We start from the raw sequence: 20,927 nt of genomic DNA on the forward strand, positions 1-20,927 counted from the left end.
CGCTAAGCATTGAGTCCGGCCGTTAGGGATTTTCTGTCCGCCTGGCCACGGCGGCTATATCCTCCGGGGTGGTTCGGCAGCACCCGCCAATGAGCCGGGCACCAAGTTCACGCCAGATGGCGGTTCCTTCCGCAAGGCTTGCGGCATGCTTACGTCCCGGTCCCGCAATGGGCGTGGCCGGCCGCCATGTTTTACTGACGGCGTCATAGCTTTCGCCGGAATTTGGATACGCGATCAGCGGCGTGTCCGTGGCTTTGCCCAGGGTGCCCAGGGCTGGGGCAACCAGCTCCAGCGGCACGCAGTTCACGCCAATGGCCACAACGGACGGCTGCGCCCTGCTGAGCTTTGCCACCTGAACAAGCGGCGTGCCATCGCTGATGTGCCCTCCGTCCCGTAGCGTGAAGGAGAGCCAGCCTTCGACGTCGAACTCTTTCATGAGTGCCACCAGGGCCTCGGCTTCCGGCAAGGACGGCAGCGTCTCACAGGCGAGGAAGTCCGCTCCGGCGTCCACCAGCGCGGCAATTCGCGGCCGGTGGAACTCCAGGAACTCGTTTCGGCTGAGGAAGTAGTCTCCCCGGTATTCCGACCCATCGGCCAGGTACGCGCCGTACGGACCGACCGATCCTGCAATCAGCAGGGGGCCTGCACCCGGGTTTTCGGCCAGGTGTTCGCTGCGAGCCTCGTCGGCCAGGCGCACACTCAATGCCACCAGTTCCAGGGCCTTTTCTTCGCCAATGCCGCGCCGCGCAAATCCCTGAGGTGTTGCCTGATAGCTCGCCGTGATCGCGACCGCGGCCCCGGCGCGGAAGTAATCGCGGTGCACACGCTTGACGAGCTGCGGCTGTTCCAGGAGGACTTTAGCCGACCATAAGGGATCGTCCAGATCGCAGCCGTGCGCTTCCAGCTCGGTGGCAAGTGCGCCATCCACTGTCAGGTTCGCTCCGGCATCAAGCATGCGGGAGAGCTTGGTGTTACTGGGCATCGTTGGCTCCGAGCTGTTCGTTCATCCATGCCTGTCCGGCGTCCGGCACGAGGCACCGGATACACGCGTTATGGACGACGCATCTGTTCATAATAAGCATTTTTCAATGCTTGTAATGATCATCACACCGTGCCACGATGGCATGCAAACACGTTACGAACCGATCAGGAGGCTTCCCTTGAAGATTGAAATGAAAGCAGTACGCAAGCTGCGTGTGCATTGGCCCGTAGCTTCGGAAACCTTCTCGCGGCTCGCCAGCGGCGACGCCGAAGCATTCAGAGACGAAGCGGGCATTGCGGCCCTGCTCGACGCTGTCGCGGAATCCCCTGACCTCGGGGACTTTGGCAACTACCGGCATGTCTTCGAATCCGGTTTGGGTTTCGAGGGGTTCACCTGCGCTGAAGGCGCCAATCCCACGTTGGGGCAGGTTGGTCAGCGGACAATTTCGCCGACCCTGGTCTTGACGACGTATTTCGATGCCGCGCTTGACGACGACGCCGTGGAACGCTTCCTGCAGCACATCGTGGATATCCACCCCTGGGAGGTACCCGTCATTGAGCTGACAGGGCCAATCGGCGTTTCCAACACTGCCCTTCCTGCGTTGGTTGAAAGCCAGGCCACGTCATGACTCCAGTCACCACAACCGCCCTCTGGGACGGCCTGCAGACGCTGTTGGCCGGCAGATCATTCACTGACCTGACGCACGCCTTCCACCCCGGCCAGCCACACTTCCCGGCATTCCCCGACGAAATCAGGGAGCCCGTCTTCGATCTGGAGAAAGGTGACGGTTTCACCGCTCACCGCTACTCGATCATCGGACAATGGGGAACACACGTTGATCCTCCCTCGCATTTCATCTCAGGAGGAAGGACCCTGGACCAGATTCCCGTGGAGGAGATGGTCCTTCCGCTGGCCGTCCTGGACATCACCGAGCGCGTCACCGCTGATGCGGACGCCACTCCCCAGCTGGAGGACGTCCAGGCCTGGGAACACCGCAATGGTGCCATCCCACGCGGGGCCTTTGTGGCATTGCGGACAGGCTGGAGTGACCGTTGGCCTGACGCTGCCGCCATGGCAAACAGGGACGATCACGGTGTCAGCCACACACCTGGCTGGTCGCAGGAAGTCCTCTCCTTCCTGATTGAGGAGCGGTCGGTTACCGCCGTCGGCCATGAGCAGACGGACACCGACCCGGGGCTGGCCACATCCCGCCAGGATTTCGCACTGGAGACCTACGTCCTGGCGCAGAACCGGTGGCAGATCGAGCTGATGGCGAACCTGGACGGACTTCCGGAAGCGGGCGCTGCCCTCATTGCCACCTGGCCCAAGCCACTGCAGGGCAGCGGTTTTCCCGCCCGGGTCTTCGCCGTCCACTAGGAGGCGTTCCTCCAGTGACTAGAATCGGACCTATGTCTAAGACATCCAGCATGGGCCGGGGAATTATGGCTGTCCTAGCGGTGGGCTCCCGCAACGCAGAAGGCCTGCCAGGCGGAACGGTCGCTGATATAGCAACCGACATGGGCAAGGACCGCAGCCAGGTAGCGCGCAGCCTGCGGACGGCCCAGCAGGAGGGGTTCCTGGTCCGCAAAGACCACCGGACCTACACCGTCGACTGGTCGCTCCTGACGGACGCGCAGCTGTTGTCCGAACAACGGTTGCAGACCGACGGCGCCACCGCGCTGGCAGGCTTGGCTCGTGAAACTGATGAAGGATGCTTCCTTGGAATTCTGAGCGGAGACAGCACCGTCACCATCGGTGAGCATGTTCCGGCAAGCAGCAACATGATCGGTTCATGGCTGGGCCGGCCCTATCCGGCCTACTGCAGCGATGCCGGCCAGGCACTGCTGTGGGAAGCCTCCGACGACGAGGTCCGGACCCTTTTCGCCGGTGTCGCTTTCATGCGTCATGGCCCCAATACACCCCTTGACGCGGAGGACTTCCTGTCCCGGCTATGCGCGGCCCGGGCACGGGGATACTCCATCGTCGACGAGGAAGCCGAACCCGGGCTGTATTCCCTGGCCGTTCCGATTCGGGACTTCAAGGGCGACGTGGTGGCAGCGCTGCAGGTCGTCGGCGCCAAGACCCGCCTGCAGCCGAAGCTGGAGGCCTGCGCCACGGCCCTCGTGTCCTGGGGAGGGTGGCTTGAGTCCAAGCTGGGCCAGGCCCCGCCGCAGAACATGCCTTAGCTGGCAAGACCCTTCCGGCCAGCGCTGTTCCGCGTGCCGCCCTGGCACGACCCCAGCCGTTGGGCTGCTTCCCACAGGGCCTTGGCAACGCCATCTGCACCGGACGTGATCTCGGCCCGGCTGCCCAGGACGCTGAGCGCTGCAAGAACGGAACCGTCGGCGGCGCGGACCGGAACCGCCAGTTCGTAGACTCCATGCTCGAACTCTTCCTCCGCGACAATGAAGCCCCGCGCCCGGTCCCGGTCCATCAATTCGACGACTTCCTGAGGCGAATGGGCCGCCCCCGGGCCGCCTACGCCAATGAAGTTGACGTCCGTGAGGAGGGCCTCAACGGCTGGCTGCTCCTCGTCCCACAGCAGGGCCCGGCCGGACCCGGTGCACCACACGGGTGTCACCATGCCGGGTTTCACGAAGCTGCCGGGAACCGCGTCATTGCTGGAAGTCCGCAGGAGAATGACGCGGAAGCCCTCCCGGACGGAAAGTCTGGATCTAAGGCCGAACGAGGACACCAAAGCCTCAAGTTCGGTTCTTGATTCGCGGACCCAGCCGGTATTCAAAGCGGCAGCCAGGCTGAAAAATCGTGGACCGGTCCGGAATGGCCCGCGTTCGACGCGTTCCAGCAGTCCCAGCTCGCACAATTCCTGAGTCAACCGGGAGACACGGCTTTGGTCCATCTCCAGCTCGGATGCGATCTGGGAAACGCCGAGTAGCCGCCTTCCCCGCTTCTCCCGGTCCGCCACCAGCCGAACTATCCGAAGGCCTTGGGCCATGGATGACGCTTCCGAGGAAGAATCCATGCTCCGTGCTCCTTCCGCCTGATAACTACGCCTATTCTCACACGCCCCCACAGAACGCCGAGCCTGGTGGCGGGGGACGAAAGTCTCCCGCCACCAGGCTACGTGGACGATAGGTGGTGACGGCGTCAGGAGGGCTGGTTTGCGCGCGGCTTGCGTCCGTACTTGAAGTAGAAGAAGGCGTAGCAGGCGCCAACGAAACTGAATCCGAAATAGAGCGCTGCTACCTGGTTCGGGTCAAAGGCGATGCCGATGAGCGAGATGAGGCAGAGCGAGAAGGCCAGGATCGGCACCAGCGGGAACAACGGGGCCCTGTAGGGAAGCGCAGAGACATCACCACCGTTTTTGACGAAGGATCTCCTGTGGAAGAAATGCGAGGCGGTGATGGACATCCAGACCCCGACGACGGCGAAACCTGCCACCGATACGAGAGCCAGATATACAGTTTCAGGCGCAACGACGCTGCTGATGAGGGATGCCAGGCCACCGAGCATGCTGACGGAGAGTGCAGTCATGGGGATACCGCGTCGGGTCAGCTTCTTCAGCGCCCGGGGCGCATGCCCCTCGTCGGCAAGGGAGTAGAGCATCCGTGCGCAGGAGAAGAGGCCGCTGTTACCGGCTGAAAGGAGTGCGGTGATGATGACGAAGTTCATGATGTCGGCGGCATAGGGAATGCCGATGGATGAGAAGACCGTCACGAACGGGCTTTCATCGAGCCCGACCTGCTCGAAGGGGATGGTGGCGGCGATGACAGCGATTGCCCCGACGAAGAAGATCAGCAGACGGATGACGGTGCTGCGCATCGCTTTGGGGATGCTGGTGGCCGGGTCAGCGGTTTCGCCCGCCGCCACACCGATGAGCTCTGAACCGGAGAAGGCGTAGAAGACAGCAAGCGCAGTGACCAGGACACCGGTGAAGCCGTTGGGGAAGAGGCCGCCGGAAGTGTTGAAGTTTTCAAACATGGTGGCGTGGTTGGCCGCCTCGCTGAGCGGGTGGAAGCCGAACAGCGCCGCGCCGCCGAAAACGATGAGAACCACGATGGCGCCGACCTTGACGATGGCAAACCAGAACTCGGATTCGCCGAAGAATTTCGAGGAAACCGCATTGAGGCCGAAGAGGACCGAGGCGAAGATAAGGCACCAGACCCAGACGTCAACACCCGGGAACCAGCGCTGCATCAGGAGACCGGAAGCCGTGAACTCCGATCCGATGGCCACCGCCCAGCAGAGCCAGTAGAGCCAGGCGGTGGTGAACCCGGTGGCCGGCCCGATCGACCTCGCCGCGTAGATATGGAAGGCCCCTGACACGGGATAAGCGATGGCCAGTTCACCGAGGCAGGCCATCACGAGGTACACAACAAAGGCGCCAATGAGATATGCGATGACTGCCCCGAGCGGCCCGGCCTGGGAAATGGTGTACCCCGAGCTCAGGAAAAGCCCGGAGCCGATCACCCCACCCATGGCGATCATGACCAGGTGCCGTGCCCCCATGGACCGCCGGAGGCCCGAATCGGTCGACGGCGGAACGGTGGGCTGAGGTTCCAGCTGGACAGGTGATGACGGTTCCATGGTTTCTCCCAGGTGAGTGGCGGGTCTGATGCGGAGGATGCGCACGTGGCCCGGCGTGGGTCAAGCCGACTCGAGCTGCGCAGTAGCGACAGTGATGAAAGTAACACGAAAAGGCGAATTTGATCATTAAAAACATCTCCACATGTCTATGTTGAACGCAGGTTACGTCCTGCGCACATGACGAATCGGCAGGCGGATGGTCAGTTCGCCCTGCTTTTCGGTCACAATCACATGCGCTGACGGACATGGAATGCGGCCAGCATTGAAGGACCGATGTAACTGACTGAAGGAGCACCATGACCACCTACGACATTGCGCTGATCGGCTTCGGCGGCGTCAACAGGACACTGGCCGAACTGATCGCTACCCGTGGTGAAAGGCTTCGTTCCGAACTGGGCTTCGGCCTGCGGGTCGTGGCCATCACCGACCTGCGGCTCGGATCCCTGGTCCAGGCCGAAGGCGTGGACCTCTCCGTTGCCCTCAAACTGGGCGGCGGCAATGCAACCTTTGCAGCGTACGGCGGATCCGCCGACACCAACAACGAATCCGTGATCCGCAACTGCACAGCGGACATTGTCTGCGAGGCCACCTTCACGAACCCCGAAGACGGCGAGCCGGCAGTTTCGCACGTGCGGTGGGCACTCGAATCCGGCAAGAGCGTCTGCACCACGAACAAGGGCCCCGTTGCCCTCCGAGGCACCGAACTGGCTGCCCTGGCCGAACAGAACGGCGTGCACTTCGAGTTCGAGGGCGCCGTCATGAGCGGCACCCCCGTCATCCGCCTTGCCAGGAAGATGTTCGCCGGGCTGAAACTGAACGGCTTCGAAGGCATTCTCAACGGCACCAGTAACTATGTGCTCGGGCGGATGGAAGCCGGCCTGGACTTCGACGCGGCCATCAGGGAGGCGCAGGAACTCGGCTACGCCGAAGCAAACCCCGCAGCCGACATCGAAGGCCACGACGTTCAGCTCAAGGTTCTCATCCTCGCCAACGAACTGCTGGACGCCGGGATAGAGCTCAAGGACGTTCACCGGCAGGGGATTTCGACCGTGACGCCGGAAGATATTCGGAAGGCAGCCCGCGCGGGGCGCCGCTGGAAGCTCGTCGGCGCGGCACGGCGGAATCCGGACGGGTCCGTAACTGCAGGCGTATCCCCAGTAGCGCTCCCCCTTGATCATGGGCTGGCCGGGGTTTCCGGCGCGACCAATGCCGTGTCCTTCGAGACCGATCTTCTGGGCGCTGTAACCGTCTCCGGACCGGGGGCCGGGCGCGTGGAGACCGCCTATGCGCTGCTCTCTGACATCATCGCGATGCACGCAGCCAGGACGGAGGTATCCGCAGATGCCTGAATCCACGCTGTGTTCGACAGAAACCGCGCTGCCACAGTTCCGTGACGTGACGAGCCCCTACGACGGCAGGGTGGTCGGCGCGGTTGCGCTGACCGAAGCCACCGCCGCCAAGTCCGTGATCGAAACCGCCCGCGTCGGCGCCCGGAAGGCACGGGCCCTGTCCCGCGCCGCACGCGGGAAGATCCTGGACGGTGCCGCAACGGAGATCGAGCAGCGCAGCGAGGAGTTCGCACTAACGATAGTGTCCGAGGCCGGGAAAACGATCCGCCAGGCACGGAAGGAAGTGCTGCGCGCGGTCAACACGCTCCGCCTGTCCGCTGCCGAAGCGCGCCGGAACGCAGGCGACGTCATCCCCTTCGACTCCTATGAAGGCTCAGAGGACCGCACCGGGTGGTACTCGCGCGAACCACTGGGCATCATCGCCGCGATCACCCCGTTCAACGACCCCCTCAATTTGGTGGCGCACAAGGTCGGCCCGGCAATCGCCGGAGGAAACGCCGTGATTCTCAAACCCTCTGCGCTGACGCCGCTGTCAGCCCAGCGGCTCGCGGACGCCCTCGTGAGCTCGGGGCTCCCGCCGGAGGCCCTCACGGTTGTCCACGGCGGCCGGGAAGTGGCCGAAACAATCATCAGGTCGCGGGACGTACGAATGGTCTCCTTCACCGGGGGGTTCTCCACGGGCGAAAGCATCGCCCGCACGGCCGGCTTGAAGAAGCTGTCCATGGATCTCGGCGGAAACGCCCCCGTGATCGTCCTGGACGACGCCGACATCGAAAATGCAGTGGAATCCTGCGTCTCCGGAGCATTTTGGGCCGCCGGCCAGAACTGCGTGGGGGTGCAACGGATTCTCATCGCCGCCCCGGTGTACGGCGCGTTCCGCCGGCGCTTCCTGGAGGCGGCGGCCAGGTTGGTTGTTGGAGATCCTTTAGATGAACGGACGGACGTCGGGCCCATGATCAGCCCGGCTGCGCTGCATGAGCTGCAAACCAAGCTGGACGAGGCCCTCGGCGCCGGCGCTGTCCTTCTTTCAGGCAATGTCACGGACGGCAATGTGCTTCACCCGACCGTCCTGGAAGCGGTCCCGACGGACAGCCGGCTGTGGAAGCAGGAGGTTTTCGGGCCCGTGGTCATGTTCCGCCAGTTCAGCACGTTCGAAGAGGCTATCGAAGTCGCCAACGCCATCGAGTTCAGTCTTCATGCGGGCATCTTCACCGACTCCCTGGCCAGGGCCATGGACGCAGCCCAACAGCTCGAAGCAGGCGGCGTCATGATCAACGACTCCTCTGATTACCGCTTCGACGGCATGCCGTTCGGCGGGGCCAAGTACGGGAGCATGGGCAGGGAGGGCGTCCATTTCGCGTATGAGGAGATGACCCAGCCAAAGGTCATCTGCATCAGGAACTGATAGAACTGGAGGGGGCGCGACGCCGCCGTGCGCCCCCTCCAGTTCCTCGCGGTGCTGCCCGCCGGACGTGCGGACCTGTCCGGAGCCTGACCGCATCACTCGGTGGCGCGGGCATCTCCGGGGCCCCGCCTGATGTAACTGGACAGCGTCATGGCCGTCACCGTGTCCGTGACGCCGGGAATGGCCGCAATCTGCTCCCAGATCTCCTGAACCCTCTCCAGCGACCGGGCCTCGACCCTCACCAGCAGATCAAAATCACCGCTCACGACATCACACAAAACCACTTCCGGAATCGACCGCAGTACGGTGATGACGTCCGATCCCCGCACCCGGTCCTTCCTGTAAACCATCAGGAAGGCGGACACCGGCCCCTGCCCCGGCGGGCCGGCAACGATCGTGTACCCCTGGATATACCCTTGCCGTTCCATGCGTTCGATCCGCTGGCGCACGGCATTCCTCGACAGCAGGACTTTGGTCGCCAGCTCCGCGTGGCTCATCCGGGCGTTCTTCGTTAGCTCCGCAAGAATCCTCTGGTCTATCTGATCAAGACTCACTCGATCCATGCCTACCCTTCACACCAAAATTTCCCCGGCACGCCAGCACCGAACCAATTCCACGACCGAAAGCACTCGAAAAAATGACATTTCTGCAGCAAGACCGTCCGCCTCTCACCGGCATTAGCTGCGTCCTGTTTGACATGGACGGAACGCTGCTGGATTCAGCACCCGGCGTTACGGCAAGTGCTGCCCGAGCCCTGGCAGCCGTAGGCGCGCCGGTCCCCGCGATGGACAAACTGCGACAATTCGTCGGCCCGCCGATGATCGAGTCCTTCAGAACAGTCTCACAGTTGGACGACATAACCGCCCAAAGGGCCCTCCAACACTACCGCAAGGCATACGCCGACCACGGCGCCGAACAGTCCAGCCCATACGACGGGATCATCGAACTGCTTGACCACCTTCACTCGGCCGGCATGCCGATGGCTGTCGCCACATCCAAGGTGGAAGATCAAGCGCTAAGACTCGCACGAAGGTTTGGAATCGAAGGCCATTTCATCAACATCTGCGGGGCGTCCGACCGCGACGGAAGAGCGAGCAAGGCAGAGGTCGTCGCCGAATTGCTGCTCCGCCTTGAATCCGAAGGCGTAGATATCTCCAGTCCCGTAATGATCGGAGACCGGAGCTACGACATCGCCGGAGCCGCCCAACATGGAATCCCGACAATTTTCGTGCTCTGGGGCTACGGGGACGCCGGAGAAGCGTCGCAGGCGGCCGCCGTCGTCACGTCCCCCGCAGACCTGCTGCCGCTGATCGTGGCCAACCGCCGCCCGTCGGCCAGTTCCGCGAAGAGGGCCTGCGCCGCTATGTGAGCACACGGATACACAAACGAAACGTTGAATCGATGCGCTGAAACATACCGTGGCTACGCTAATTCCAACCTGAAAGAGGGTCGTCCGCACCCTTGATTGAAAGGAAATAGCCATGCTTTGGAATACCTTGAATCTGTTCTTCACCGCGCGCACTGACGGGAACTCCCAATTCGGAGAGTCCGTGTCGAATACCGATTTTCCCCAGGGCCAGCTCACGTCCGCTGCTTGGGAAGGCTGGTGGGACAGCGCCGCGCAGCTCTGACAGGCATCACCGGGAGTAGGCTCACCAAAAGGGAACCAGCGAACGGGGAGGGTATGGCGTGACAGAGCAAGGACGCAGTACCGAACTTGAGGACCAGGGGCTACCGCTGACGGCGCTGGCCGTGGCGGCGGGCCGTGCCGTCGAGACGTCGCGGGCCGACGCGCTCGTGGCGGATCCTTTCGCCTCCGCCCTAGTGGTGGCCGCCCGCTCCCACCTGGACCTGCCGACGGTGTGGCCGGCTGAACCGGCGGAGGCCCCTCCCCTGCAGCAGCCGCTCCTGCTTGCGTCCATTTACATTGGCATGCGGACCAGGTTCATCGACGATTTCCTGCAGTCCGCCCCCGCTGCCACGCAGACCGTGGTTCTCGGCGCGGGGCTCGACACCCGGGCCTTCCGGCTGCCGTGGCCGGCCGGCGCCAGGGTCTTTGAAATCGACAGCGCCAACATCCTGGAGTTCAAGGCCCATGTGCTGGGCCGGCTGTCCGCGGAGCCCCGGTGCGAACTGATTTCCCTGCCTGCGGACCTTTCCCTGCCGTGGCGTGAGCCGCTTCTGGCAGCCGGTTTTGACCCTTCCCGGCCTACGACCTGGGTCCTCGAAGGCCTGCTGCCCTACCTCGATGCCGCTTCCCAGCTGGCTGTGCTGGGGGAAGTTGCGGTGCTGTCGGCGCCGGGATCCCGTGCGGTGATTGAGCGGGCTGTTGCCCTGCCGAAGACTGACGGCATCGAGGCCAAGCTGCGTGAGTTCAGCGAGCAGACGGGCCTGCCCATGAGCGAGCTGCTGGCGCGGGCCGATCCGCCGGACCCGGCGGAACTGCTGGAAGCAGCAGGCTGGCGCTGCACACGACATACCATTGAGGAGCTGTGTTCGATGTATGGCCGCGTCCTGGCGCTGGCCGCACCCGACGCGGCAGCTCCGGACGCGGCAGGACCCGGTGGGCCGGCACCAGAGCAGCAACCGATCCCCGACCAGTCCCGGGGCGGCTTCGTCACCGCCTTGCGGCCGTAGGCCGTCTCCGGCGCCCACTCTTGGCGAAACCATGCCGTATCCAGAGAAACTATGCCGGGTCCGTGTCCGACGATGCGGACGAAGCAGGCTTCGCGAGTTCGACTGTTATCTGATCCGTCCAGGCGTCGACGGCCGCCCAGTCGCGCAAGTCTCCGAAGCGGCCGCCGGCGAGGCGGAACAGCCCCCGGAGCGGAGCCGACAACTGGGTGGCCTGGTAAACGCCGGAGAAGACAGCGTGGCCGCGAAGCTGGACTTCCTGGAACTGCGTCTCCTCCAGTCGTTGCTGTTGCAGTGCCGCACCGCGCTCGCGGAACAGCTTTGGCAGGCCGTCGGACATCCCCACGCTGAAGGCCCAGACAGGCCGTTCGGCCAACTCGGGGCCATGCTGTGTGAGGAAGGCTAAAGCAGGGGGCAGCCACGCCTGGTTGTGGATGGCGCTGCCGATCATTACAGCCTCGTAGCCGGCGACAGATTCGACCTCCTCCACCGACCGGCACTCGACCTCGCCCAGGGCCACCGCCATTCGTTCGGCCACATGTTGAGCTATTTCCCGGGTGGAACCCAGAGCGCTCGCGTAAGCAACAAGGACAGTCATGGTTGAGCCTCCTGTCTTTTCTTTCTCCATTCTGATGGAAGAAGTGCCAGCTGGAACCTGCCGTACGTCCGGCACTGCCGTTAACCTCACCGCCACCTGCCCGCATGCCGTTCGCCATCTGACCTCCCTAGGGTGAACGGGTCGGCGGCTCAGCGCCGGCCACAGTCTTTCCGGGAGGAACAATCACCATGCGCAAAGTACTGACCGCAGCGGCCGCCGTCGCGCTTTTCACCGCCGCCTTTGCCTCAACGGCGGGACCCGCCGTCGCTGCCCCGACGGCGGACGCCGTGACGCCGTCGTCGAACGCTGCCGGCACCTCGCCAACGGCGAAAACAACAGCCATCAAGACCGACGAGCGCAACGGCTCCTTCGACCTGCAGTCGCACCGCGGCGGCCGCGGCGAGTGGACCGAGGAGTCCCTGGCCGCGTTCGCGAACTCGCTGAAGCTGGGCGTAACCACGCTCGAGCTGGACACGCACCTGACCGAGGACGGCAAGGTCATCGTCTGGCACGACGACACGATGCAGGCCAACAAGTGCGTGGACACAGCCCCGGTTACGCCGAACGACCCCGAGTTCCCGTACGCCGGCCGCCGCGTGGCTGAGCTGTCGCTCGCCCAGATCAAGACCCTCAACTGCGGCTACAAGCAGCTGTCCGGCTACCCGGAGCAGCAGGTCATCGAGGGCAACCGCATCGCCGAGCTCAAGGACGTCTTCCAGCTGGTCCGCGATCTCGACGCCAAGAAGATCCGCTTCAACGTGGAGACCAAGGTGGAGGATGGCCAGGCCGGCGGCGAGGGATCCGTGGAACTGACCAAGGCCGTGGTCACCGAGATCTACATGGCGGGCATGTCCGGCCGCACCACCGTGCAGTCGTTCGACTGGTCCACGCTGAATTACACCAGGAAGATCGCCCCGCAGCTGCCCGTCGTGGCACTCTCCAGCGGCGACGCCTGGCTGCAGGTGGGCAAGCCCGGCGCGGCGCCCGAGCTTGGCGGCATCGACATCGACGACTACGACGGCTCCCTCGCCAAGGCGGCCAAGGCCCTCGGCTACGACGTGATCTCCCCCGCCTTCGCCTCCGTCACGCCGAAGATGATCGCCGAAGCCCACGAGTTCGGCCTGCCGGTCATCCCGTGGACCGTCAACACCACCGCGGACATGGCGCGCCTGATGGATCTCGGCGTGGACGGCATCATCACCGACTACCCCACCCGCCTGCGCACCCTCATGGACGAGCGCGGCCTGAAGCTGCCGAAGGCTTACGCGGTGGCTGGGTAGTTCTCGCTCCCCCATCGATTGCTCCATGGCTGCCGTTTTGCGGCCTGAAAAGTGCAGTTACGGAGCAGTCGATGGTCAGGACAGCACAAGACCGGAGCCTACATCCCTGATGACATGTACAGGCCGGGCAGCAGGGCGGGATTTCTCAGTGCGAAAAAGGCGAAGATGATCAGCGCCGCTCCGACAATCCTGCTCAGCGCACGCCCGTGGCTCCACGACTTCTCCAGCAGCACGGTTACGGCGATGACGGCCATCCAGGCGAGGTTCATGACGCCGACGGCGATAAGGACCACCATCAGCCCCCAACAGCATCCGGTGCAGTACAGACCGTGGTAGAGCCCCACGCGCAGGTCGCGGAGCCGGCCCTTGTAGCTTGAGACAGGGAGCAGGAACGCAACGGGTGAGCGGCAATGGCGGAGGCAGAAGTCTTTGAGCGGCGATAACGCCGGAAGCATCATAGCCGCCATCATCAGCGTCCAAGCCGCCAGGAAGCCGGCAAGCCCCAAGCCCATCGTCCCGGGCCCGGGGGTCATCTCGCGGAAGCCCAGGACGGCGAAATACCAAGCGACAGCCGCGCAGCCAAACAGAACCAGCAGTGCCGCCTGGTTGCGGACTGTCACATGTGCCTGCCCCGACAAGTCAGGCCGACCAGGCGAACGGTGCCGAGAAGGAGTTCTTTCCGGCGTTGTCCCACGACAGGCCGAAGACATCCACCGTGGACTTGGTGGCGTGTCCGGCGGCCAACGTGTCGGCGGGGAAGCCGATGCCGCTGACCTTGACGCCGGCGCCGGTCGGGTCCAGTGGCGAGACGAAGTCCTCCACCGACATGTCGACCGCCGTGCCTATCCGGACGCGGTGTTCCCTCCCGTCATCCTCATAGGTGAAGTCGCGGGATTCCATACCCAGCATCTCGCCGATCAGGGGGGCCATGCCCTCCATCGGTCCGCCCAGCTGGCCGCCGAACACGGCCCCGAGCGCCTCGGCCTGTTCGGGGGAGGCGGCTGCGTCCATAAGGACGCCTACCTTCCAGCCGCCGTCGCTCATCAAGGCAGGAGCATCGGTCACTACGCAGACGTTCAGGCCGCCGACGTCGACGCCGTTGACGTCACCCTTCTGGACGTGGAAGGCCAGCGCCACCTTGCAGCGGTCCTCATCCCCAGGCACTGTAAGGCCTGAGGTCGCACACGGGCAGACCATATCGCAGTTGCAGTTTTCGAAGTACGTGCCTTCGATTTGCCATGCCATTCGGGGCTCCTTTCCCACGCCCCCCTTACGCTGAGTGTGCTCCGGGCTATGGACCGCGTCAATAAGGAAATACCGCGGTACAGAAGCCCGGGCAGACGCGGAAAACGCGGGGCCGGACCGCTGGTGCAGAGGCCACCGCAAGCTGGCGTACTGCTTGGTGAACCTTGAGGGATGTCTTGAAAATCGTGCCAAGCAATATGGGGGGCTGTCCCCTTTCGAGGCGGCCGCCGTTTGCTTTCCAAACCCAAGTCATTGGGGCCTACCGCCGGGACATTAGCTGCGCAAGACTGGGGACGACCCAGCCTCTGCCGAAGGAGCCGCTCCGTGCCGACCCAACCCTCCGTCGTCGTCTTCGACGTCAACGAGACCCTGTCAGACATGTCCCCGATGGCCGACCGTTTCGCGGAGACCGGCGCGCCGGCGTCGCTCGCCAAGCTGTGGTTCGCCACCCTGCTGCGCGATGGCTTCGCCCTCACGGCGGCTGGCGACAACAGCGCCTTTGCCCAAATCGGGGCCGAGGCACTGCGCGGACTGCTGGCCGGGACCGACCTGACCATGGAAACCGACGCCGCCGTCGACCACATCATGCAGGGCATGGCCGGCCTCGGACTCCATCCCGACGTGCCCGATGGAGTGTCCGCCCTGAAAGCTGCCGGGTACCGCCTGGTCACGCTGACCAACGGCTCCACCAGCGTCGCGGAGAAGCTCTTCACCGACGCCGGGATCCGGGATCAATTCGATCTCCTGCTGTCCGTCGAGGACGCCCCGGCATGGAAACCGGCCCGCGCAGCCTACGACCATGCCGCCACAGCGTGTGGCACGGACCCGGAGCAGATGCTCCTGGTGGCGGTCCATCCCTGGGACATTCACGGCGCCGCGCGGGCCGGACTCGGGACCGCCTGGATCAACCGCTCGGGCGCGCCCTACCCGGCATACTTCACCGAACCGGACTACACGGTGTCCGCTCTCACCGACCTGGCTGGCGCATTGCCCAACGCCGCGGGTTGAACGCACCGCCTCCGGCGAAGCCTGACGCTCAGGCCACCTTGTAGCTCAGCCGGTATTTGGCGCCGTCTTTCGTGAATTCCATGATCCCGTCCTTGCCGCCGGGTTCGAGGACCCGCTGGCCGAGGTAGTCATCGCCCTCGACGTCGTTTTCATAGAGCTTCACCGAAACGTTGCCGGTGAACTGGACCGTCCTGTCGATTTTCTTCTTGTCGCCCTCGCTGATCTGCACGGATTTCCCCAGGTTCTGGTCCTCGACCCGGATTCGGATCTCATCATCGCCGACGAAGTCCTCCTGCTCAACGCAGTGCAGGGTTCCGAGGTGGATCTTGCCGCCGGGCAAGGAGATCAGAGTGCTGAGTTTGGCCCGGTGCACGCCCTTGATGACGTTGATCGCCGGGTTCCCGCTGGCACCGTTGTACTTGTACGAACCGGATTCGAACAGCAGGTACGCCTCGCCATTCGGTGTGGCGGTGATTCCTTCCGCCATGCTCGGTGCGCGGAAGCACCGCACGGACGCCCTGTCCAAATTCGTTTCACCCTTGTTCGTGACGTAGAGGTTGCTGCGGTACTTGCGCCCGCTTGACGTACTGAAGAGGAAGCGTCCATCCGCGACCGCCACCCCCTGCGTCCACTGGGGCACCTCCCAGCGCAGGCCGTTTCCGTCCGCTTTCCTGTCCAGGGTCAGGGATCCGTCGCCGGCGATCGTGTAGCTGTACATCCAGTCACGGTGTTTGTTGCTGAACTTGCCCGCGTAGAGGTGGCTGCCGTCAATGGTCATGAATGACGCGCCGTAGACTTTGCGGTCTCCGCCCGCCGGGTTAACGGATCCGCCTTTCGCCGTCATCGACTTCTTGAGATCGGACAGGCTGTACTTGCGGATCGTGTGCCAGCCGCCGGACTTGGGTCCGTCGACGAAGGCCCACTTGTCGTTTACTGCGATGGCACCGGCGTGGGTCTGCTGCGAGTCGTTGACCCTCGGCTCTATGTCGACGGTGCCCACAGTTTTGTCCCCGGCCTTCGGATCGAGGCCGACGATGTGAGCCTTGCCCTTGCCGTAGGTTGAGACGAGCAGCAGATTGTTGCCTTTTCCGTCCCAGTTCTTCCACCACGCGACGCCCTGCGGCGTGTGGTCGCTGAGTTCTTTGCCGGTCAGATCCGGGCCCGGCTTGAAGCGCGCGTCGTACATGTGCGAGGCGGACTTGCCGTCGTACAGAGGCGCCGTCCCGCCCGTCGCCGCCTCCTCGCACTTGATGGTGGTGGTGGCCTCCGGTGGTTTTGCTTCCTGCGCTCCCGCGACACCCGCCGTCGTCAGAAGCAGAAGCGGCGCGCTGAGCGCCGCGAGCGTGGTTCTCCTTATGTGCATGTCCATGACACCCCCAGTGTGTCCGTTGGTCTTTGCCCGTTCCGGTCAAGGAACCCGGCCGAACTATCACGCCTATCACGGGAAAGCTGGGGCGTGCATGTCACACAGTGGCCGGACCCTGATACGGGGAAAGTCGACGACGGCGGGCTACGCTCCGGTTTCGACAGGCTCGACCAGCGGACACAAAAGGCCCCGCGGGACCGGGCGTGGTGCCGGATTCCGCGGGGCCTTCAGTTGGGAGGGGACGCTACTTCGCCGTAATGGTCCAGTCGCCGTCGGAGTTGACCTGGACGAAGCCCGGGGTGAGCTTCACGGTGCCGCTGTAGTTGCCAATTTTGTTGACTGCGAGCTCGGGGACTTCGCTGCCGAAGCCCTGCACGACGAAGTCGCTCTCACCCTTGTTGGTGATGGTTGCCTTGTCGCTCGCCACGTCCCAGTACAGGACCTTGTCGCCGTGGCCCGTGACCTTGTCCGTGGAGGAGGGAACGCTGTCGATGTCCTCGATTTTCAGCGTCCAGGCCGAATCGGCGCTGACGTTGAACTCGGTGGTGGGCGCACCCGCGCTGGTGTCCACGAGGTGCGAACCGGCGTAGGCGCCGGTGGTGTTGACCAGCAGTATCTCGGCGCCGTTCGTTTCCAGGACGGTGTTGCCGCTGCAGGCTTTGCAGGTGAAGGTCACTACGGCCGGGAGTCCCTTGAGGTCAACTGTCTTGATGTCGTCGCCTGTACCCGTGAGCGTCTGGGCCTCGAGGTGCGGCCGGTCCTCTCCGGCAGCTGCTTCCTCCGACGCTGACGGTTGCGCGGAAGAACTGGCGGCGCTCTCCTGCGTGACCGGCGCGGCCGAGATTATCGGCGGGGTGGCAGCCTGCCGGACAACAGCGGCAGCAGCAATCCCGCTGATCACACCGATCACCAGGTTGACCACCAACAGGACCAGCGTGACCACAACGGCCACCGTCTTGTGCTGCGCATACCCTGCCAGCGGCCGCCGGTTCTTGTCCGTCTGCCTCCCGGCCAGTGTGACGATCAGGTCCACGAGCGACCAGATGCCCAGGCCGCCCAGGGTCAGCAGCTTGGCGATGCCCGTGCCGATCTTGCCCAGGTAGAAGCGGTCCACGCCCAGGCTGCCCAGGAGCAGCGAGAACAGCCAGGTGACCAGGAAGGACTTCTGCGGTTCCGCTCCGTACTGCCCCGGGAAGGTCCCGAACTGCCCCGGATACGCCTGCCCAGCGTTCTGCCCGTCCAACAACTGCCCGTTCGCATACTGCGGTGCGCCGTAGGTGGTGTAGTCGGAGGGCGGCGTCGGCGGGGTTGGGCCGGGGTGGCTCATTGCGGTCCTTTCAGGGCAGGCGACGGCAGGGGTCGCCGAGGTGGCGGAGTGAGAAAAGAGGGTGGGCAGTGCGGAATGGGGGTGGTGCGGACGGGTGGGTCGAGCGGGAATGACTCGTCGTCTGACAGCAGGCACATGGCTTCAGGTAGCCCGTTTGCTTAAGGCTTTATGGCTTGCACATCTGCTGCTGTCCCCCAGTTTGACGCTTTGGCGTCACCGCCCCCAGAAGGGATGATACAGGGCTTCCGGAGGGCATGCGGGGACGCCACGGCGCGTCCCGGAAGACGCGCCGGAAAGACGTCCGACGACGGCGGTCCCCGCCCGCCGTCGTCGTACTTTTGCTCTCTATCAGGGCCGCTATTCCGGCCCTACTTTGGCACGGCCCCGATCTGCTGCATCAGGTTCAGCATGTCGGTCGATCCCCAGTGTTCGGCCACCTTGCCGTCCTGCACGCGGATGATGTCGATGCCCGCGAACTCAACGCTTCGGCCGCTGGCCGGCACTCCCGCGAAATCCCCCTGGTGCGTCCCCGTGAGGACGGTGTGGACGGCCTCCAGGTTCCCGTCGGCGAGCGCCGGCTCGGACGTCTTCACCGCGAGGTCCGGAAACGCGGTCCGGATGGCGTTCACATAGAACTTCACGCCCTCCTTGCCCGGGGGCTGGCCGGGAAATCCCTCCTCGTGGTCGACGACGTCGTCCGTCACCATCTCGTCGATAAGCGACAGATTGCCGCCCGTCAGTACCTCGTCGTAAAAGCGCTTGATCAATCCCTGTCCGCCAGCCATCTCCGGCTCCTTAGTGGTTGTGGCTGTGTATGGCAGTTGCATTGTCCTCCCGCCCGAATGCCGCTTCAACGGTCAAATGCATTCCCCGAACCCGACGGTCGTGAATCGCGCGGTAGCAGTTGTTCCGAAGTGGGACTGGATCATGCCAGTGCGCCCACGAGGTGGCCGGCCGGGAGGGGCAAGCGCTGCCCGTTGATCTGTTCTGCCTCCAGGCCGAAGATCCGCTGCACAGCGTCGGCAAGGACACTGACATCGGTGAAGCCCGGAAATTTCCGTTCCGGCTGGGCTGCGCGCATCCGGTCATCGACCAGAGCCTTGACGACGAAGACCAGGGCGGCTGAGTGCCGAGCGGACAGGGGGCCTTCGTTTCCTCCCTGCAGGTGCCGGAATCCGTCGGCCACGGCCAGGGTCCACGCCTCGGCGGCGGACTTGACGGCGGCATAGGCGGCGCCGTCGGCCGTCGGCGAGGATGCGGACTGTGCGGAAACGATGGCCAGGCGACCCACAGGGGAGGTCGCCAAGTCATGGTGGAATGCGCGGCTGGTGTTCCTCAGAGTGGTGAGGACGCTGGTGTGCAGGAAGTCCCAGTCTTCATCCGTCTGGCCGTTAATGCCGGTACCGCCTCGCCACCCTCCTACAAGATGGATGAGGCCGTCCACGGGACCCAGTTCTTTCCGGACAGACGCCGCCAAGTCCTCAACGGCTTGCAGGTCCGCGAGGTTGCAGACATAGCCTCTGACGTTGTCGTACTCCGCCGAGAGCTCCTGCACTCGGTCCTCAAGAATGTCCACGGCGGCCACGCGTGCCCCTGCGTGCGAGAGGGTGCGGACTACCGCGACGCCGGCAGCGCTGGTCGACCCGGCGACGACGACCGTACGCCCCGAGAGGTCCTGGCTCATGCGCCCGCCTCGCCCTCGGTCTTCACAGGGCTCTTACCGGTGATCCCGGCAGTTGATTCAATGACCGAGGACATCTTCTTTTCCAGTGCCTCGTAGAACATCGACAGGGGGAATTCGTCATCAAGGATCTGGTCGGTCAGACCCCGGGGAGGGCCGTCGAGCGGAAGGGCGTCCGGCCCCTTGGCCCACACAGAGGCCGGGTGGGGGGTGAGGGTTTCCGAGACGAGCTCGTAGGCAGCTAGCCAGTGTGCGGTCTTCGGCCGGTCGATTGAACGCCAGTAGAGTTCCTCGATGCGGAGACCCAGCTCGACGACGACGCCGGCGACGTCCTTCCAGTCGATGCTCAACTTTCCGTCGGTCCAGTGCAGGACCCGGTGCTGGTGCATCCAGGCGAACAGCAACTGGCCGCCCACGGCGTCGTAGTTTCGGACCCGGTTCCCGGTAATAGCGAAGCGGAAAATGCGGTCGAAGATCACGGCGTACTGGACCAGCTTGGCGTGCTTGCGGGCGTCCTCGGAAGCCGTTTCGTCCCGCTCGATGAGGACTGATTCACGGAAGGCTGTCAGGTCACAGCGGAGCTCCTCCAGGGAATACAGGAAATACGGCATCCTTTGCTTGATCATGAACGGGTCAAAGGGCAGGTCACCGCGCATGTGGGTCCGGTCATGGATCAGATCCCACATCACGAAGGTCTTCTCCGTGAGGTGCTGGTCGTCGAGGAATTCCGCGGCGTCAGCGGGCAGGTCCAGGGAGGTGATGTCGGCAGCAGCTTTCAGGACGCGACGGAACCGGGCAGCTTCGCGGTCCGCGAAAATGCCTCCCCACGTGAAGGACGGTGTGCTCCGTACCGCCACGCTCTCGGGGAAGAGAACTGCGGAGTTCGTCTCGTAGCCGGGCGTGAAATCGACGAAGCTGATGGGGACGAACAGCTTGTTGGAGTAGTTTGCTGCCTCCAGCTCAGCGACGAAAGAAGGCCAAATGACCTCGATGAGGACGGCCTCGAAGTAGCGGTTGGTGCTGCCGTTCTGCGTGTACATGGGGAACACAACCAGGTGCGGCAGCCCATCGATGCGCCACTGCTCGGGGTGGAAGGCTACCAATGAGTCGAGGAAGTCCGGTACGACGAAGCCCTCGGACGCCCACCGAAGGAAGTCCTGCACGAGCAGTTCAAGGTAGTCCGTGTCGTGGGGGAGGTGGGGGCGCAGGTCGTTGATTGAGTCAGTAATGATGCCGATATTCTTGCGGGCCCGGTCATGGTCAGCGGGTTCCGGAACGGAACCGTCCTGCACTTGAACCTGCTGCAGCCCGATGACGGCCGCCTTCAGCGCCAGCCACGCCGGGAGCGCCTTGAGGTCTTCTGCCCGGGTGGTTGTCACTTCCGGGTTGGCGATTACGGTCATGCTCGTTCCTTCCGTTGAGGTCGTCCGTTGAGGGGATTCCTGAAGAAGCTAGCAGTGCATAAGCGTTCGTGAAGAGTTATTCCATAGTGAATAAGAGATAC

General features: G+C 64.0%; 22 protein-coding genes. 10 read left to right on the forward strand and 12 right to left on the reverse strand.

Annotated elements, in window-relative coordinates:
• Nucleotides 1-22 precede the first annotated feature (22 nt).
• Nucleotides 23-982, reverse strand: coding sequence for a homocysteine S-methyltransferase (mmuM, locus tag AC57BR_RS12095; RefSeq protein WP_496360814.1), 960 nt, complete (start codon nt 980-982; stop codon nt 23-25).
• Nucleotides 983-1,124: 142 nt separating this feature from the next.
• On the opposite strand from mmuM, the gene AC57BR_RS12100 reads away from it, so the two are divergent.
• Genes AC57BR_RS12100 through AC57BR_RS12110 form a run of 3 tightly spaced genes read left to right on the forward strand, consistent with a single transcriptional unit; the run spans nt 1,125 to nt 3,168 of the window.
• Nucleotides 1,125-1,610: a hypothetical protein gene (locus tag AC57BR_RS12100; RefSeq protein ID WP_496360878.1), complete on the forward strand. Its 486-nt coding sequence runs from the start codon at nt 1,125-1,127 to the stop codon at nt 1,608-1,610.
• Nucleotides 1,607-2,359 (forward strand): cyclase family protein, encoded by a 753-nt coding sequence (locus AC57BR_RS12105; RefSeq protein ID WP_496360816.1) that lies wholly within the window; start codon nt 1,607-1,609, stop codon nt 2,357-2,359. Before AC57BR_RS12100 ends, AC57BR_RS12105 begins: the two co-directional genes overlap by 4 nt.
• A 32-nt stretch (nt 2,360-2,391) precedes the next feature.
• Nucleotides 2,392-3,168, forward strand: a complete 777-nt coding sequence (locus AC57BR_RS12110) for an IclR family transcriptional regulator (RefSeq protein WP_496360818.1) — start codon at nt 2,392-2,394, stop codon at nt 3,166-3,168.
• Here the strand turns inward: AC57BR_RS12110 and AC57BR_RS12115 are convergent.
• Nucleotides 3,165-3,965: an IclR family transcriptional regulator gene (locus tag AC57BR_RS12115; protein WP_496360820.1), complete on the reverse strand. Its 801-nt coding sequence runs from the start codon at nt 3,963-3,965 to the stop codon at nt 3,165-3,167. The genes AC57BR_RS12110 and AC57BR_RS12115 overlap by 4 nt on opposite strands.
• Nucleotides 3,966-4,090: 125 nt before the next feature.
• On the reverse strand, nt 4,091-5,530 hold the full coding sequence (locus tag AC57BR_RS12120; RefSeq protein WP_496360822.1) for an amino acid permease: 1,440 nt from the start codon (nt 5,528-5,530) through the stop codon (nt 4,091-4,093).
• Between the two features lie 296 nt (nt 5,531-5,826).
• Here AC57BR_RS12120 and AC57BR_RS12125 point away from each other — a divergent pair, with 296 nt between their 5' ends.
• Both AC57BR_RS12125 and AC57BR_RS12130 read left to right on the forward strand, forming a co-directional pair.
• The gene (locus tag AC57BR_RS12125) at nt 5,827-6,879 is read left to right on the forward strand and encodes a homoserine dehydrogenase (RefSeq protein WP_496360824.1); all 1,053 of its coding nucleotides are present in this window, start codon (nt 5,827-5,829) and stop codon (nt 6,877-6,879) included.
• Nucleotides 6,872-8,284 carry an aldehyde dehydrogenase family protein gene (locus AC57BR_RS12130; protein ID WP_496360826.1) on the forward strand — a complete coding sequence of 471 codons (1,413 nt, stop codon included), beginning with the start codon at nt 6,872-6,874 and terminating at the stop codon, nt 8,282-8,284. Before AC57BR_RS12125 ends, AC57BR_RS12130 begins: the two co-directional genes overlap by 8 nt.
• Nucleotides 8,285-8,379: 95 nt before the next feature.
• On the opposite strand, the gene AC57BR_RS12135 is transcribed toward AC57BR_RS12130, so the two are convergent.
• A complete protein-coding gene (locus AC57BR_RS12135) occupies nt 8,380-8,847 on the reverse strand; it encodes an Lrp/AsnC family transcriptional regulator (RefSeq protein WP_496360828.1) in 468 nt (155 codons plus the stop codon).
• 74 nt (nt 8,848-8,921) lie between these two features.
• Between AC57BR_RS12135 and AC57BR_RS12140 the strand changes: the two genes are divergently transcribed.
• The 3 genes from AC57BR_RS12140 (at nt 8,922) to AC57BR_RS12150 (ending at nt 10,921) form a co-directional block, all read left to right on the forward strand.
• On the forward strand, nt 8,922-9,653 hold the full coding sequence (locus AC57BR_RS12140) for an HAD hydrolase-like protein (RefSeq protein WP_496360830.1): 732 nt from the start codon (nt 8,922-8,924) through the stop codon (nt 9,651-9,653).
• 112 nt (nt 9,654-9,765) lie between these two features.
• Complete coding sequence (locus AC57BR_RS12145; RefSeq protein WP_496360832.1) at nt 9,766-9,915, forward strand: hypothetical protein; 150 nt, start codon at nt 9,766-9,768, stop codon at nt 9,913-9,915.
• Nucleotides 9,916-9,973: 58 nt separating this feature from the next.
• Entirely contained in the window at nt 9,974-10,921 is a 948-nt protein-coding gene (locus AC57BR_RS12150; RefSeq protein ID WP_496360834.1) for an SAM-dependent methyltransferase, read from the forward strand.
• A gap of 49 nt (nt 10,922-10,970) precedes the next feature.
• On the opposite strand, the gene AC57BR_RS12155 is transcribed toward AC57BR_RS12150, so the two are convergent.
• Nucleotides 10,971-11,516: a flavodoxin domain-containing protein gene (locus tag AC57BR_RS12155; protein ID WP_496360836.1), complete on the reverse strand. Its 546-nt coding sequence runs from the start codon at nt 11,514-11,516 to the stop codon at nt 10,971-10,973.
• A 188-nt stretch (nt 11,517-11,704) separates the two neighbouring features.
• Here AC57BR_RS12155 and AC57BR_RS12160 point away from each other — a divergent pair, with 188 nt between their 5' ends.
• Nucleotides 11,705-12,796: a glycerophosphodiester phosphodiesterase family protein gene (locus AC57BR_RS12160; RefSeq protein WP_496360838.1), complete on the forward strand. Its 1,092-nt coding sequence runs from the start codon at nt 11,705-11,707 to the stop codon at nt 12,794-12,796.
• A gap of 98 nt (nt 12,797-12,894) precedes the next feature.
• Here the strand turns inward: AC57BR_RS12160 and AC57BR_RS12165 are convergent, their stop codons facing one another.
• Together AC57BR_RS12165 and AC57BR_RS12170 are read right to left on the reverse strand one after the other, a co-directional pair.
• A complete protein-coding gene (locus AC57BR_RS12165; RefSeq protein ID WP_496360840.1) occupies nt 12,895-13,416 on the reverse strand; it encodes a copper chaperone in 522 nt (173 codons plus the stop codon).
• 19 nt (nt 13,417-13,435) lie between these two features.
• Entirely contained in the window at nt 13,436-14,041 is a 606-nt protein-coding gene (locus AC57BR_RS12170) for a DUF1326 domain-containing protein (RefSeq protein WP_496360842.1), read from the reverse strand.
• A 324-nt stretch (nt 14,042-14,365) separates the two neighbouring features.
• On the opposite strand from AC57BR_RS12170, the gene AC57BR_RS12175 reads away from it, so the two are divergent.
• Nucleotides 14,366-15,049 carry a haloacid dehalogenase type II gene (locus AC57BR_RS12175; RefSeq protein ID WP_496360844.1) on the forward strand — a complete coding sequence of 228 codons (684 nt, stop codon included), beginning with the start codon at nt 14,366-14,368 and terminating at the stop codon, nt 15,047-15,049.
• Between the two features lie 28 nt (nt 15,050-15,077).
• Here the strand turns inward: AC57BR_RS12175 and AC57BR_RS12180 are convergent, their stop codons facing one another.
• The 5 genes from AC57BR_RS12180 to AC57BR_RS12200 all read right to left on the reverse strand — a co-directional run bounded on the left by AC57BR_RS12180 (nt 15,078) and on the right by AC57BR_RS12200 (nt 20,826).
• A complete protein-coding gene (locus tag AC57BR_RS12180; protein WP_496360846.1) occupies nt 15,078-16,418 on the reverse strand; it encodes a hypothetical protein in 1,341 nt (446 codons plus the stop codon).
• Between the two features lie 241 nt (nt 16,419-16,659).
• On the reverse strand, nt 16,660-17,742 hold the full coding sequence (locus tag AC57BR_RS12185; RefSeq protein WP_496360848.1) for a TM2 domain-containing protein: 1,083 nt from the start codon (nt 17,740-17,742) through the stop codon (nt 16,660-16,662).
• Between the two features lie 368 nt (nt 17,743-18,110).
• Entirely contained in the window at nt 18,111-18,527 is a 417-nt protein-coding gene (locus AC57BR_RS12190) for an ester cyclase (RefSeq protein WP_496360850.1), read from the reverse strand.
• 140 nt (nt 18,528-18,667) lie between these two features.
• The gene (locus tag AC57BR_RS12195) at nt 18,668-19,426 is read right to left on the reverse strand and encodes an SDR family NAD(P)-dependent oxidoreductase (RefSeq protein ID WP_496360852.1); all 759 of its coding nucleotides are present in this window, start codon (nt 19,424-19,426) and stop codon (nt 18,668-18,670) included.
• Entirely contained in the window at nt 19,423-20,826 is a 1,404-nt protein-coding gene (locus tag AC57BR_RS12200; RefSeq protein ID WP_496360854.1) for a DUF6421 family protein, read from the reverse strand. Before AC57BR_RS12200 ends, AC57BR_RS12195 begins: the two co-directional genes overlap by 4 nt.
• Nucleotides 20,827-20,927: the final 101 nt, after the last annotated feature.

Source organism: Arthrobacter sp. BGA-UO-ETr-C19, from assembly GCF_059568005.1.

What these genes read in the sequence shown, in the direction of transcription:
- AC57BR_RS12135 (WP_496360828.1), bottom strand. Translation starts at nt 8,847, where the DNA reads ATGGATCGAGTGAGTCTTGATCAGATAGACCAGAGGATTCTTGCGGAG.
- AC57BR_RS12130 (WP_496360826.1), top strand. Translation starts at nt 6,872, where the DNA reads ATGCCTGAATCCACGCTGTGTTCGACAGAAACCGCGCTGCCACAGTTC.
- AC57BR_RS12145 (WP_496360832.1), top strand. Translation starts at nt 9,766, where the DNA reads ATGCTTTGGAATACCTTGAATCTGTTCTTCACCGCGCGCACTGACGGG.
- AC57BR_RS12125 (WP_496360824.1), top strand. Translation starts at nt 5,827, where the DNA reads ATGACCACCTACGACATTGCGCTGATCGGCTTCGGCGGCGTCAACAGG.
- AC57BR_RS12190 (WP_496360850.1), bottom strand. Translation starts at nt 18,527, where the DNA reads ATGGCTGGCGGACAGGGATTGATCAAGCGCTTTTACGACGAGGTACTG.
- AC57BR_RS12200 (WP_496360854.1), bottom strand. Translation starts at nt 20,826, where the DNA reads ATGACCGTAATCGCCAACCCGGAAGTGACAACCACCCGGGCAGAAGAC.
- AC57BR_RS12120 (WP_496360822.1), bottom strand. Translation starts at nt 5,530, where the DNA reads ATGGAACCGTCATCACCTGTCCAGCTGGAACCTCAGCCCACCGTTCCG.
- AC57BR_RS12170 (WP_496360842.1), bottom strand. Translation starts at nt 14,041, where the DNA reads ATGGCATGGCAAATCGAAGGCACGTACTTCGAAAACTGCAACTGCGAT.
- AC57BR_RS12180 (WP_496360846.1), bottom strand. Translation starts at nt 16,418, where the DNA reads ATGGACATGCACATAAGGAGAACCACGCTCGCGGCGCTCAGCGCGCCG.
- AC57BR_RS12105 (WP_496360816.1), top strand. Translation starts at nt 1,607, where the DNA reads ATGACTCCAGTCACCACAACCGCCCTCTGGGACGGCCTGCAGACGCTG.
- mmuM (WP_496360814.1), bottom strand. Translation starts at nt 982, where the DNA reads ATGCCCAGTAACACCAAGCTCTCCCGCATGCTTGATGCCGGAGCGAAC.
- AC57BR_RS12185 (WP_496360848.1), bottom strand. Translation starts at nt 17,742, where the DNA reads ATGAGCCACCCCGGCCCAACCCCGCCGACGCCGCCCTCCGACTACACC.
- AC57BR_RS12160 (WP_496360838.1), top strand. Translation starts at nt 11,705, where the DNA reads ATGCGCAAAGTACTGACCGCAGCGGCCGCCGTCGCGCTTTTCACCGCC.
- AC57BR_RS12115 (WP_496360820.1), bottom strand. Translation starts at nt 3,965, where the DNA reads ATGGATTCTTCCTCGGAAGCGTCATCCATGGCCCAAGGCCTTCGGATA.
- AC57BR_RS12195 (WP_496360852.1), bottom strand. Translation starts at nt 19,426, where the DNA reads ATGAGCCAGGACCTCTCGGGGCGTACGGTCGTCGTCGCCGGGTCGACC.
- AC57BR_RS12140 (WP_496360830.1), top strand. Translation starts at nt 8,922, where the DNA reads ATGACATTTCTGCAGCAAGACCGTCCGCCTCTCACCGGCATTAGCTGC.
- AC57BR_RS12100 (WP_496360878.1), top strand. Translation starts at nt 1,125, where the DNA reads ATGCAAACACGTTACGAACCGATCAGGAGGCTTCCCTTGAAGATTGAA.
- AC57BR_RS12110 (WP_496360818.1), top strand. Translation starts at nt 2,392, where the DNA reads ATGTCTAAGACATCCAGCATGGGCCGGGGAATTATGGCTGTCCTAGCG.
- AC57BR_RS12155 (WP_496360836.1), bottom strand. Translation starts at nt 11,516, where the DNA reads ATGACTGTCCTTGTTGCTTACGCGAGCGCTCTGGGTTCCACCCGGGAA.